At 59.1% G+C, this 13520-nt stretch carries 11 protein-coding genes; 3 read left to right on the forward strand and 8 right to left on the reverse strand.

From position 1 onward, the window contains the following. Positions 1 to 40: 40 nt before the first annotated feature. Positions 41 to 430 carry a DUF3307 domain-containing protein gene (locus tag ACR3FB_RS12895; RefSeq protein WP_170691013.1) on the forward strand — a complete coding sequence of 130 codons (390 nt, stop codon included), beginning with the start codon at positions 41 to 43 and terminating at the stop codon, positions 428 to 430. A 4-nt stretch (positions 431 to 434) separates the two neighbouring features. On the opposite strand, the gene ACR3FB_RS12900 is transcribed toward ACR3FB_RS12895, so the two are convergent. The 8 genes from ACR3FB_RS12900 to ACR3FB_RS12935 form a co-directional block, all read right to left on the reverse strand. Continuing rightward, positions 435 to 1166, reverse strand: coding sequence for a hypothetical protein (locus ACR3FB_RS12900; protein WP_480563335.1), 732 nt, complete (start codon positions 1164 to 1166; stop codon positions 435 to 437). A gap of 55 nt (positions 1167 to 1221) precedes the next feature. Beyond that, complete coding sequence (locus ACR3FB_RS12905; RefSeq protein ID WP_480563333.1) at positions 1222 to 2526, reverse strand: NAD(P)/FAD-dependent oxidoreductase; 1305 nt, start codon at positions 2524 to 2526, stop codon at positions 1222 to 1224. Further along, positions 2523 to 3197 carry a TetR/AcrR family transcriptional regulator gene (locus tag ACR3FB_RS12910; RefSeq protein WP_170676791.1) on the reverse strand — a complete coding sequence of 225 codons (675 nt, stop codon included), beginning with the start codon at positions 3195 to 3197 and terminating at the stop codon, positions 2523 to 2525. The genes ACR3FB_RS12905 and ACR3FB_RS12910 overlap by 4 nt, the downstream gene beginning before the upstream one ends. After that, the gene (locus tag ACR3FB_RS12915) at positions 3198 to 4751 is read right to left on the reverse strand and encodes a trimethylamine methyltransferase family protein (protein WP_480563331.1); all 1554 of its coding nucleotides are present in this window, start codon (positions 4749 to 4751) and stop codon (positions 3198 to 3200) included. It abuts the gene before it with no gap. Next, the gene (locus ACR3FB_RS12920; protein WP_480563329.1) at positions 4751 to 7153 is read right to left on the reverse strand and encodes a GcvT family protein; all 2403 of its coding nucleotides are present in this window, start codon (positions 7151 to 7153) and stop codon (positions 4751 to 4753) included. The genes ACR3FB_RS12915 and ACR3FB_RS12920 overlap by 1 nt, the downstream gene beginning before the upstream one ends. Positions 7154 to 7265: 112 nt before the next feature. After that, positions 7266 to 7895: a glutathione S-transferase family protein gene (locus ACR3FB_RS12925; RefSeq protein ID WP_480563327.1), complete on the reverse strand. Its 630-nt coding sequence runs from the start codon at positions 7893 to 7895 to the stop codon at positions 7266 to 7268. A gap of 18 nt (positions 7896 to 7913) precedes the next feature. After that, positions 7914 to 9062, reverse strand: coding sequence for an acetate/propionate family kinase (locus tag ACR3FB_RS12930; RefSeq protein ID WP_480563325.1), 1149 nt, complete (start codon positions 9060 to 9062; stop codon positions 7914 to 7916). A gap of 53 nt (positions 9063 to 9115) precedes the next feature. Continuing rightward, the gene (locus ACR3FB_RS12935; RefSeq protein ID WP_480563323.1) at positions 9116 to 9613 is read right to left on the reverse strand and encodes a class I SAM-dependent methyltransferase; all 498 of its coding nucleotides are present in this window, start codon (positions 9611 to 9613) and stop codon (positions 9116 to 9118) included. A 231-nt stretch (positions 9614 to 9844) separates the two neighbouring features. Here ACR3FB_RS12935 and ACR3FB_RS12940 point away from each other — a divergent pair, with 231 nt between their 5' ends. Together ACR3FB_RS12940 and ACR3FB_RS12945 are read left to right on the forward strand one after the other, a co-directional pair. Next, positions 9845 to 11617: an ABC transporter ATP-binding protein gene (locus ACR3FB_RS12940; RefSeq protein WP_480563321.1), complete on the forward strand. Its 1773-nt coding sequence runs from the start codon at positions 9845 to 9847 to the stop codon at positions 11615 to 11617. Further along, the gene (locus ACR3FB_RS12945) at positions 11610 to 13520 is read left to right on the forward strand and encodes an ABC transporter substrate-binding protein (protein WP_425083963.1); all 1911 of its coding nucleotides are present in this window, start codon (positions 11610 to 11612) and stop codon (positions 13518 to 13520) included. The genes ACR3FB_RS12940 and ACR3FB_RS12945 overlap by 8 nt, the downstream gene beginning before the upstream one ends.

Here is a 13520-nt window from a genome sequence, read left to right on the forward strand (position 1 = left end):
CGCCTAGAGTTCCCTTTAGGACGATATCGGGAGGATACGTTTGCCCGAAAGCTATGGTGCCGTGTTGCTGTTGCTCTGCTTGTTGCAGATCAAACATATGTTCGCGGACTTCTATCTACAGACGCCCAAGATGCTGACCGGGCGTGGCGAGTATTTTCATTTGGGACGCGCGCAACATGCAGGGGTGCATGTTGTGGGCTCAGCCCTTATTTTTTTGCTGTTTGGCGCACCGCTCAGCTTTATCCTGATCATCTCGGCCCTGGAATGGATCATCCATTTCAACATTGATTTCGCCAAGGCCAGCTATTCCGACAAGAAGAAGCTACAGCCCAATCAGGCCGCGTTCTGGCGGGCAACTGGGCTGGACCAGCTGATGCACAGCCTGACCTATATTGCGATGGTTTGGGCCTGGATCACTTTCGCCGTCTGAGGTCTTAGGCGACGCGGTCCATTCGAGCAATCTGGTAGGCGGACATCCAAAGGCGGTCGACTGCATCCAACTCGTCAGGATCAAACTGCTGCTCGGATTCCCAATACCGCCCGGATGGCACATAATAGCCTAGGCGCGCTTCGGCCTCCAACGCGTCCTGCGCGCCACCGGTCGATGGCATCGGTGCGTGTTCCATTCGTGACACGTGCAGCGAGGGATAGAGCAGCCTGCTTTCACCCTCCGACAAGCGCACCATGCGACAGCCCTGAGCGGCAGCGAAAACGCCCAATCTGGCCGATTTCGCCTCAAGCGACCGCAATGAGATGTCGGCACGCAGCGGATCAGCGTTTCCGTTGCCGTAGAAATGCGTCTTCCCCGACCCGGGATAGACCATATCGCAGCCGAAATAGGCAATCACCGACGGCGTAAGGGCGGACAGCGCCCAATAGCCTGCGGTAAACGCCATGGTGCCGCCCGCATAGACAAAACCGCCATAGGCGTTTTGCCGAGGCACGTAGTCTTCGGCTGTCACGATCCTTTGGTCTTTCGACAGGGTTGCGGGTCGGTTTTCCGGCGGAAAATCCTCAGGGTGGATTAGGATGTCCCAATCCGGACGAATACGCCATGCGTTGTTGATGGCCACGATATGCGTGAACGGCGTCCGATCCCAATCCCGGGCGGCCACCGCTGACGGCGCACTGCCAAGGATCAGGACTTTGTTTGGCGTCTGAGGCATCACGTATCCGCTCCTTTTCGCATTTACGTGATGTTAGGGCCAATTGTCGGGCTGACTACCCCAGGACCGAAAAACTGCTTTCTTCGTTGATCGAGCGGTTGCGCGAATAGAATCCGACATCAATCACGCGCTTGATGTAAGGCAGTTCGAACTGCAGCGGTTCGGCATCGTGATCTGCGCCGCCCTCACAATAGTCGATCAGAGCCGTCATCATCTTGCCCGCAATCGGAGCGTTTTTGTATTGGTTTCCGCTAGTGCCACAGGCCATGTAGAACCCCGGTAGGCTGGATTTATCGTAGATCGGAATCCAATCGGTCGACGCATCATAGAGGTCAACCACGCCCCGCGTTTTGGACGGAATACCAAGGCTCGGTACCCGCTGCGCATAGCGCATCGCCTGCGTCGTCCACTGGTCGGTGAAATCGCGGTTATATGTCTTGTCATCCTCGCACCATTGATGCGGATCGCATTCGGGATCCTCGGACCCCACGAGGATATGGTTGCCATGCTCTGGGCGGCAGTAGCAGGCGATGTCACTATCCGAGACAATGGTTCCGTTGTTTTCGAAATCGAACCCCTCAGGCGCGGGAACGTGGACCACTTCCTGCCGCAGAGGACGGGTTTCGATGGTCATGTCGTCCAGAACGCCAGCCATGCCGTTGATAATGGCCGATCCAGGCCCGGCCACGTTTACCACGACCTTGGCGCGAATTTCTTCGCCCGTAGCCAGTTTGACACCCGCCACGCGCCCATCCTCTATCAGGATTTCAACAACCTCGGCCCCAGTGCGCAACTCGGCCCCGTTCTGGATTGCCGCATCCATTAGGTTCTGCGCCGAAAGTGCCGGGTCGGTGACATAACCTGCCTGAGGCCAGAACACGCCGCCCTGCATCTTGCGCCCGTTCGGTTGCCCGAACTCCGGGTCGTCCATCCGGCGGGCGGGGGCGAAGCTTTCCAAAGAATAGACCGGCAGGCGTTCCGTGACCATCGCGGGCGACCATTCCTCGAACGGGCAGTCCAGATCCGCACTGTTTTGCATGTGCTTTTCCAGCATCCCGTTGGCGTCTGTTTTCATCACCAGACACCCAGTCTCGCGGAACTGCGCCAGATTGGCATCTGCGGGCAGGCCCAGATACGCGGCCCAATCGCGCCAATAATGGTAGCCCTCCCACGCGAAAGCCGTGCCGTCAAACGTCGAATAGTGCATGCGGATGATCGCGCAGGACCCCGCGGTCGAGCCATGGCCAACCTGCGTATTGCGGTCCAGCGAAAGGGTTTTCCATCCGGACTTGGACATCTCGAACGCGATGGCCGCGCCAATGACGCCTGTCCCGATTATGATTGCATCTGGTTGGCTCATTCTGTCTTTCCTTCCCAATAGCGCTTGGAATAAGCGCGAAATTCTTCAATTTCCTCGGCCCGAGGCTGAACCCCTGTGAAAGCATGCAGGTAGTGAGGCACAAGCGCTAGACGCGTTTCCATTGGCTCATTCAGCTGCGCCAAATCATACCCGATTTGCATGTAGTAAAGGACGCGCGCCCGGGTTTCGGCCTCAATGTCCGAATAGCCAAACCGCGCAAACATCGCGTGCAGTGCTTTGAGGCGTCGTGCATCGGACTGATCCAGCGCATTGCGCACTTTGCCCGATTTGCGGGCCCAGTCCCGGATGGCAAAGTCCAGTGCCGTGTCGAACAAATCCGTGTTCACCACGCATCGCTGCACGTTGCAGACCGCGCTGGTAATTGTATCGGCCGGGGCCTCGGACTGCGCGATCAACGCCGCCGTATTGGTCGCCTGCCACCGCGCCAACAACGCATCCAGAAGCTCCTGCCGCGATTTGAAGTACCAATAGAAAGACGAGCGGGACACGGCCATGCGCTCGGCCAGGTTCATGACCTTGATCTGATCTACCCCGTCCGAGATCAGCACGTCCATCGCCACATTCAGCCAGTCATCCCGCGTGACTTTGATATTGCCGACCAGAGGCTCGGCCTTAGGGTCATCGCGGTGCAGGATCGGTTTGGTGCTCATTCAACTCTCCGGCGGCGCGCCGCCTTCGGCAGTTCGCTTCGCGATGAAGTCGTGCAAGGCCCCGAGCCGATCGCCATCGCCTGCGGGCGGTTTGAAATCATTCAGGATACCTTTCCAAACACCTGTTGCACGTTGATTGGCATCGACAGATCCACGCTCAGTCCAGGTGCCGAAATTGGCGTAGTCGTGAACATGAGGCTGGTAGAATTCGGTATTGTAGCGCTCCATCGTCTGGGACGAGGCAAAGAAATGCCCGCTGGGGTCAACCTCACTCAGCGCGGTGTCAAAGCCGATCTCGGCCTGTCCGGCCTGCGCGCCGGCACACAGCTCGGCCACCATGTTCAGCACTTCGGCGTCGCAGATCATCTTCTCAAACGACACGCTCAGCCCGCCTTCGAGCCAGCCTGCCGAGTGGATGATCACCGTCGCCCCGGCCATCAAACAGCCCCAGAGGCCGAACTGGTTTTCATTCGCGGCCTGTACATCGTTGATGTTCGAGGCCGACCCGGCCGCCGACCGCCATGGCAGGCCCAGGAACCGTGCCAGTTGGCCCGCAGCCAAAGACGCCTGGAAATGCGAGGGCGTCCCAAAGGCCGGAGCGCCGGATTTCATATCGACATTGCTGGTGAAGGTTCCATAGCAGACCGGCGCGCCCGGGTTCGTCAATTGCGTCAGGGTCACGGCCGCCAGAGCCTCGGCATGGGAAAGCGTGATGGCCCCCGCGACCGTGATCGGGGCCATCGCCCCCATCAGGGTGAATGGCGTGACGATCGACATCTGACCATGGCGCGCAAAATCGATCAGCCCTTGCGCCATCGGGATATCCAGTGTTCGCGGACTGTTGGTGTTGATGATCGTATAGCAATGCGCGTTGCCGCGGAATTCATCATCCGAAAGCCCGCGTGCGATAGACAGCATCTCAAAACTGTCCAACACCTGAGGGGTGCCGCGCGAGAAGAAGAATGGGAACTTATCCGTCAACTCCATCTGCGCCTGCGTTGTGAAATAGTGGCGAAGATGGGTCGGCACGTCCTGCGGCTCGACCTGAGGCGAAATCATCTGGAAGACATCGAAGTGATGCGTCAGCTTCAGAAACTCGATGTAGTCCTGACCCGACGCCGGTCGCCTGCCGCGTTCCAGATCGGTTGCGTTCGGTGCACCTGCGCCCGGTTGAAACACGAGCGAACCCAGTTCGAGAGTAAAATCACGGTCCCGCGCCCCTGCACGACAAGCGATGGATTTGGGGGCCGAGGTTACGGCGGCCTCAACCAAATCACGCCCGATAAAGACCATTTGAGTGTCTTCATCCACACGCGCACCTGCCTTGGAAAAGATGCGGCGGGCTTCGGGCAGCAGGACTTTCACCCCAAGTTCCTGCAATACACGTAGCGCCGTCTCGTGCATGTCCGCGATCTGATCTTCGGGGAACACCTCCATCTGCGGGAAAGGGTTGCGCAGCTGGCGGTAGTTCACATCGCGGGAGGGAGGTGGGGCGGCTTCTGCACCCCTCCCGCGCCGTCGCCGACCACGCTCTGATGTTTGTGAGATCACCATCAGCCCCTCATCGCCTTGCCCTGCGGATCGTAAGGAGATGGCGCAACCACGCGCGCAGGCCGTTCCACACCAACCACATGCACGGTCAACTCCGTCCCGGGTTCGGCCTTGTCGCGGTTGATCAGTGCCATTGCTATAGACTTGCCCGTGTAGTGGCCGTAACCGCCCGAGGTGACAAAGCCTACGCGTTCGCCATTGGACCAAATCGGCTCATACCCGCTGGCGTCGGCATCCACGGCATCAACCTCCAGTGTCACCTGAAGCTGCGCCGGGCCATTGCCGTCACGTTCGGCCAAGGCGGCAACTTTCCCGACGAAATCCTTGTCCCAGTCGATCCAGCGATCCATTCCTGTCATGCCCGGCGTGTAGGCTTGGGTAAACTCGGCGGACCAGATGCCGAAACTCTTCTCCAACCGGGTTGAGAGCATGGCATTAAACCCACATTCGCGGATGCCTTCGTCTGCCCCAGCCTCCAAAAGCATCCGGCGCAGCTTAATGTGATCGCCGTAGCGGCAGTTGATCTCATACCCCTTTTCACCAGTCACCGACATGCGGGCGACGCGGGCGCGGACCAGACCGATATCGAAATCTCCACAACCCATGAATTTCAGGTCCGAGATATCCTGTTCCGCCAACTTCTCGACCACCGCCTGCGATTTCGGGCCGACCACGGCGAAACCGCAATATTCCTCGCCCAGATCACGGATGGTCACACCGTCCATCATGTGATCGTCGAACCAGCGCATGTGCCACGCACGAAGGTAGTAGCTGCCCATGATCCACCATGTTCCGTCACCCCAGTTCAGCACAGTCAGGTCGCCTTTGAGCCGCCCCGTCTCACCCAGCATCGGCGCAAGCTTGGCGCGGCCCGGTCCCGGCAATTTCGAGGCCATGACCTTGTCCAGCCAAGCCTGCGCATTCGGACCCGTCACCTCGAACCGCGAGAAGCCCGAGATGTCCAACAGTCCAACACCTTCGCGGAGCGTCTTGCATTCCTCCGCCACAATGTCATGGGCGTTCGACCGTTTGAGGGTCGGCGTTTCCTCGAACCCTTTGGGCGCGAAATAGAGCGGCACCTCCAAATCCCAGCTGACGCCCCATTTGCACCCTGCCTCGGTCATCGCATCATGCGCCGGGGCCATCTTCAGCGGGCGACCTGCGGGCAGTTGCTCGTTCGGGTAGGTCATCACGAAACGGCGCGAGTAGAACTGGCCAGTCGTTTCGCGAATGTAACGTTTGTTCTGCGCGAAATCGCCATAGCGGGCGACGTCCATTGGCCACGCGTCGGCCTCAGGCTCGCCATGGATCATCCACTCGGCCAGCGTCTTGCCAACGCCGCCGCCCTGCAGGAACCCGGCCATCACGGCGCAGGCCGACCAGTAGCCACGCTTGCCCGGAACCGGGCCGACCAGAGGGTTCCCGTCGGGCGAGAAGGTAAACGCGCCATTGACCCATGTCTTGATGCCGACATTCTGGATCGAGGGATAGCGCTCAAAGCCCAGTGTCAGCTCATTCTCGATGCGGTCGAGCTGCTCCTGAAACAGTTCCTCGCCGTAGTTCCATGGCGCCCCATCCATGGCCCAGTGCTCATGGTCGACCTCATAGATGCCAACCAGAACGCCTTTCTGGTCCTGCCGCATATAGGTGAAGCCTTCGAGGTCCACGGTCATCGGCATCTCGAACTCGGCCTCGGCAACCTCGGGGACCGTGTCTGTGATCAGATAGTGGTGTTTGAGCGGAGAGACCGGAAGTTCCACTCCGGCCATCCGGCCCACCTGCTTGGCCCAAAGACCCGCCGCGTTCACCACATGCTCGCAGGTGATTGTGCCCTTGTCGGTCACGACCTGCCACCCATCGGCGGTTTGCGTCAGGCTTTCAACCTTGGTTTCCTCATAGTATTCCGCGCCACGCTTTTTTGCCGCCGTCGCGTAGGCCTGCACCGTGCCGGTTGTGTCGATATAGCCTTCGCGATCCGCCCACATCGCGCCCAAAACGCCATCGGTGGACATGATCGGACAACGTCTCTGTGCCTCTTCCGGGGACAGAAGTTCGCAATCATCGATGCCGATGGATTGGAAGATGCGGTAGTTTGCCTGCAGCCATTCCCAGCGTTCCGGGGTGCCAGCCAGCGTCAAGCCACCGGTCATGTGCAGGCCGATATTCTGGCCGGATTCCTTTTCGATCTCACTGAGCAGGTCGATGGTGTAGGCCTGCAAGGACGCCATATTCGGGTCCGCGTTCAGCGCATGAATACCACCCGCCGCGTGCCAGGATGACCCCGAGGCCAGCCTCCGCCGCTCCAACATGACTACGTCTGACCAGCCGAACTTGGCCAGATGATATAGGACCGAGGCCCCAACGACACCGCCCCCGATGACCACAACGCGATACTGAGATTTCATCCTGCCCTCCGCTGCACGACTCGGATGAAACGCTAGTGGCACTGTTCACTTCTGTCTAGACATTTCTGTACAGTGTCGAGCGCAAGCTTGTGTCAGCCAATTCAGGTGCCGTTTAAAGGCTGGCGCTGGGCCGGGATTTGATCCTGTCGAACCAGGCTTGAGTCGCGGTATTAGCTTCCGGGATACGCATTTTGATCACGCGAGCGAAATCGACAAAGACGAACCCGGTTATATCGGCGAGGGTAAAGTCCTCGCCCGCCATAAACGGGCTGCCCTGCAAATGGCCCTCGAGCAAATCGAAAAACGCCCCCACCCTGTCGCGACCCCGTTGCGCAAGCTCGGGGATCTGGGGATAGTTCTCAGGTCCCGGAATAGGACGATCCTTGAAGGCAGGATGGCCGTTGCGCAGGGCCTCGGCGATGGGCATACCGCCTTGCTGCTCGGCGATTGCGTTCCACATCAGAACACGGCCCTTGTCATCCGGCGTCTTGCCCATCAATGGGGGTTCCGGGCTCTGCGCCTCAAGATACGCAGCAATCCCAAGGTTCTCGGTCAGAACCGTGCCTTCATCGGTCACCAGCACAGGGATCGTGGCCCGAGGGTTAACTGTACGAAAAGCATCGCTCAACTGTTCTCCTTCCGCGATCGAGATTTGCCGGGTTTCGATCTCCAACCCCTTTTCGGCAATGAACATACGCGCTCGGCGCGGGTTCGGAGCGGTGGCGCAGTCGTAAAAAATCATCCGTTTCCCCTCTGGTCTTTAGATCAAGGCCTTGGCGACCGCCCGCGCGATCACCCGTTCTTCGTCGGTCGGGATCACGAGCACGGGTATACCGCCATCTGATATCACCGTCGCGTTTTGGGCGTTGGTCTCAGCGTCCAGATGGATGTTGAGAAATCCCATTCCATCCAGCACGCTCTGGCGAATAGGCGCAGCGTTCTCACCGATGCCGCCGCAGAACACGACCGCATCCACGCCACCCAGAACAGCCGCCATCGCACCCAGTTCCCGCCTGATCCGGAAGACATAATAGTCTATCGCCTCACGCGCGCGGGGGTCATCGCTTTCCAGCAACGTGCGCATATCGTGGCTGATCTCGCTGAGGCCTAGCAGGCCACTTTTCTTGTAGAGGATGTGCGTGATCGCCTCGGCAGAGTGACCTTGCTCCATCAGATAGAGCAACACGCCGGGATCAAGCTGACCACAACGGGTCCCCATCGGCAGCCCATCAAGAGCAGAAAAACCCATGGTTGAGCCGATACTCTTACCATTGGCCACAGCGCACATCGAGGCCCCGTTGCCCAGATGCGCGATCACCACCCGGCCTGCGGCCAGATCCGGGAAATCCTCAGCCATCTTGCCGGTAATGTAGTCGTAGGACAGCCCATGGAATCCATAGCGCCGAACGCCTTTTTCATAAAAGCGGCGCGGGATGGCGAAGGCATCGTTTACAAACGGATGGCCGACATGAAAAGATGTGTCAAAACACCCAATCTGTTGCGCACCCGGGAAAGCCGTTCGCGCAGCGCGGACGGCCGCCAGATTATGGGGCTGATGCAACGGGGCCAGTGACGAGAGCGTTTCAAGTTGGGCCAGCACGTGATCATCCAGAACCGTGGGCCCTTCGAAGGTCTGTCCGCCGTGGACAATGCGGTGGCCTACACCGACGATTAGATCCGATTGAAGCAGAGGCTCAAGGGCCAGCAAGATCGCCGTGACCCCAGCTGCGTGGTCGGCAGGCCCGATCTCGCGTGTCTCATGAAGCCCGTCGCCGTTGATTTGCAATTGGGCGACCGGTCCCAGATTGTCCACCTGCCCGTGCCACAGCAATTCGGGTTCAGCGTCGGCCTGGTAAACTCCGAATTTGATGGTCGAACTTCCCGCATTCAGCGTCAGGATGGCCTGCATTGCGTTCCTCCGGTTTGCTTAACCTTTTGGTGGACCCGGACGCGCCTAAGGCGTCACCGCCGGTAGATAAAACAGCGCCCCTCGACCGCGCCCTCGGGCAAGGGCAATTCAGTCAGCGCATTGAAATACATTCGATCACTGGAAACCATCAGGCCACCCGGCGCCAGAAGCGGTTCAATCAACGGCGAAACAAACCGCGCGAAGGCGTCGTTCTTTTCGCGATTGTGCCCGCCGAGGTCCGCATGAATCAGGCTGGCCGTCGCGCCGAACCGATCCACCGAGGCTGGCAGAGTGTCCCGCACATCGCCCAAAATCACCCGATCCTCTGGCGGGGTGGAGTCGGGGTGTGAGGCCACCGCGCGTTCGAACACAAAAACCGGGCGGTTCTGGATGTACTGGATCATGTGGTGGTAGGTTCGACCATTGCCCAGGCCCAGTTCGAACACCGGCCCGGACATGCCTTTTGTCTGCTCGATTGCAAAATCAAGGCAGGCGCGTTGCGACACCATACGGTCAATAAACAGATCCAGTCGGCTTTGGTTTTCGGGCACAGGGGATTCTCTCTTTGATACTCAACGCCAGCTTAAATGGTGCTGGTCACGAACTTGATGGCAAAAACTCAACTGTTTGTGTAGTTGTAGAGGCGAAAGTTTCACATTCCCGCGACATTTCAGCCTAAGAACGGGTTTGACGAGTCGGGTGAAACCGCGCGACAGTAAGTCAAAAAACGGGGAGAACAAAAAGCCAATGCTCATCTACGGCCAAACGGGTGGAAAACCCGAATGACTGCGTTGTTGTCTGTCAGAGATCTCAGCATCGGTTTCGGCACGGCGGATTCAGTCGTGCGAGACGTGAATTTCGACGTGGAGGCCGGACAGACACTAGCATTGGTGGGTGAGTCGGGTTCGGGCAAAACAATCTCCTGCCGGGCCGTGTTGCGTATCCTGCCCCGCGTAGCGCAGATTCGCAGCGGCTCGATTATTCTGAATGATTCCAAGGGCCAGGCCGACCTGACGCAAATCAACGAGCGGGAGATGCGCAGCATTCGCGGCAACCGCGTCTCGATGATCTTTCAGGAGCCGATGCGATCTTTGTCGCCACTGCACAAGATCGGCAATCAGGTCAGCGAGGTCCTCTGGCTGCATCGCGGGGCGTCCGAGGCGCAGGCCCGTAAGGAAGTACTGACCCAGTTTGAACGCGTGGGCTTTCCAGATCCCCAGCGGGCCTATGACTCCTATCCGTTTGAGCTGTCGGGAGGTATGCGCCAGCGCGCCATGATCGCCATGGCGATGGTCTCCAAACCCGAACTGCTGATTGCTGACGAGCCGACCACTGCGCTGGATGTAACCACACAGGCTCAGGTTTTGGGGCTGATCAAGGAACTTCAGCGCGAAACCGGGATGGCGCTGATCCTTGTTACGCACGATCTAGGCGTAGTTGCGAATATGGCCGAGCAGGTCGTCGTCATGCACAAGGGCCGCGTGATGGAGGCAGGCCCCGCCGCCCCCATCCTGACCGCGCCGGCCCATCCTTATACCAAACAACTGTTCGATGCGGCCCCGGCCATTCCAGATCAGGACGCCGTCGGCATTCCGATGCCTGACGAAGACCTGATCCTGCATATGAAAGGCGTCTCCAAGACCTACACGATGCGCTCCAGCAAGGGCTGGCAAGCCGACAAACAGATCCATGCCTGTCGCAGCGTCGACCTGAAGCTTGCGCGTGGCAAGACACTGGCGATTGTCGGCGAAAGCGGTTCTGGCAAAACCACAGCCGCCCGGATCGCCCTTGGCGCTGAACTGCCCGACCCAGGCGGAGAGGTTCTGTTCTGCACAGCCCCGGACGAAGCCCCGATCCCGGTCCACCAGATGACCCGCGCCCAGCGCACCGCGTTTCAACGAAAGGCGCAGATGGTGTTTCAGGATCCCTACAGCTCACTCAGTCCACGGATGCGCATACAGGACGCGATGACTGAGCCGCTGGAAATCCACCGTATCGGTTCGGTCTCGGAGCAACGCGACAAGGCGGCCGAGATGCTGCAGCGCGTGGGGCTGAACTCGGACATGCTGAAACGCTATCCGCATGCGTTTTCCGGCGGGCAGAGGCAGCGCCTATCCATCGCGCGCGCCATGATGCTGGACCCGCAGTTGATTGTCTGTGACGAACCTACCTCTGCGCTGGATGTGTCGGTTCAGGAACAAATCCTGACACTGTTGGAAAACTTGCAGGACAGCCTGAACCTGTCCTATTTCTTCATCTCTCACGACCTTGCCGTAGTCGCCCGTATCGCTGACGAAGTCGCTGTGATGCGTCGTGGGCTGATCGTCGAACAAGCCCCGCCCGAAACACTCTTCTACAATCCGCGCCATCCATACACCAAGGCGTTGATTGCCGCTCAACCAGAACCCGACATCAACCGCCCGATTGACCTGCAAATGGTCTCTCTGGGTGCCGGCGCGCCGGACAGTTGGGATGAGGCCTTTCGTTTCTCGGACACCGTGATACCTTCGCTGGTGGAATTGGAACCGGGCCATAAGGTACGTTGCCATGTTTAAGACCACTCGCCCTCTGATCCTGGCCGCCGCTCTGGCCTTTGGCTGGACGCTGCCCGCGCTGGCCGATGTGCCGGTCCCGCAAGAGAGCAGCTTTTGGTCGGCTGAGGTGAATGCCGGCGATCTGCCGCCGGTTTCGGAACGCCTACCCAAAGACCCTCTGGTGGTGGATTTGGCTGCGAAGGGGCGTGAATTCGGCATCCCCGGCGGCACAATGCGGACCATGGTGACCCGGTCCAAGGATATCCGGCAGATGGTCGTCTACGGTTACGCCCGGTTGGTTGGGTTTGACGGAAATTACAATATCGTGCCCGACATTTTGGCCTCGTTCGAAAATGACGGGAACCGCAAGTTCACGCTGCATTTACGCGAAGGACATAAGTGGTCAGATGGCTCACCGTTTACGTCCGAAGATTTCCGGTACTGGTGGGAAGATGTCGCTAACAACGAATTGCTCAGCCCCTCTGGACCTCCTGATTTTCTGATCGTCGAGGGCAAGGCCCCAACCGTCTCTTTCCCGGATGAGACGACAGTAGTCTACGAATGGGATGATCCGAACCCGGATTTTCTGCAAACACTGGCACAGGCCCGCCCGCCCTTCATTTACCGCCCGTCGGCTTTTCTGAAACAATATCACGAAAACTATGTTGATCCCGAGGATCTGGCCGCGCAGGTCGATGATGCCCGCGTCAAAAGCTGGGCGGCCCTGCACAACAAACTCGACAACCTCTACAAGTTCGACAACCACAAGCTGCCCACGCTTCAGCCCTGGCTAAACGCAAGCTCGGGCAAGAAAATCCGCCACAACTTCGTCCGCAATCCGTACTACCACCGCATCGACTCCAAAGGGGTGCAACTGCCCTATATCGACGTGGTCGAGATGGAGATTGTGGCCCCCGGGCTGGTGGCCGCAAAGACCAATGCGGGTGAGACCGACCTGCAGGGGCGTGGTCTGGCGTTCCGGGATGCCTCGATCCTGAAAAAGGGTGAGGCGGTTGGCAACTACAAGACATTACTCTGGAAAACCGGTGTCGCCTCGCAGATCGCAATCTATCCGAACCTGAACTACGCGGATGAGGTTTGGCGGGACGTAATGCGAGACGTGCGCGTGCGCCGCGCCCTGTCTTTGGGGATTGATCGCAAGACGATCAACCAGGCGCTCTATTTCAAACTGGCAAAACCGGGCGCGATGGCGGTTCTGCCTGCCTCGCCTTTTTACAGCGAGGAAAACGCCCAGGCCTGGGCCCAGTATGATCCCGATCTGGCGAACGCCCTGTTGGACGAGGCTGGGCTGGCTGAGCGCGACAAGAACGGCATTCGGCTGCTTCCCGACGGGCGCCCGATGGAGCTGATCATCGAAACCGCTGGTGAGCGGCAGGAGGTCGAAAACGCCCTGCAGATCGTCACCGACACATGGCGCGAGATTGGCGTCGATCTGGTGATGCGCCCGTTGGATCGCGATATTCTGCGCAACCGGGTTTTTGCAGGCAACACCATGGCTTCAGTCTGGTTTGGCTGGGATGACGGGCTTCCTCAAGTCCACACCTCGCCCGCCTATCTGGCCCCGACGGATCAGGTGTTTCTCGCTTGGCCAAAATGGGGACAGTACTATCAGACCGGCGGCGAAGTGGGTGAGGCGCCCGACATGCCCGAGGCTGAGCGCCTGATGACTTTGGTCCATGACTGGGAGACCGCCACAACGGATGAACAGCGCGCTGCCGTCTGGACCGAGATGTTGGAAATCCACGCTGACCAGCTATACGCGATCGGCATTTTGAACGGCGCACCGCAGCCCATTGTCGTATCGAACCGTTTGCGCAATGTCCCCGAGCAGGCCATGTGGGCGTGGGAACCCGGCGCGCATTTCGGCGTCCATCGCCCGGATGAGTTCTTTTTGGTCGACTGA

The sequence above is a fragment of the Ruegeria sp. AO1 genome, from assembly GCF_056535985.1.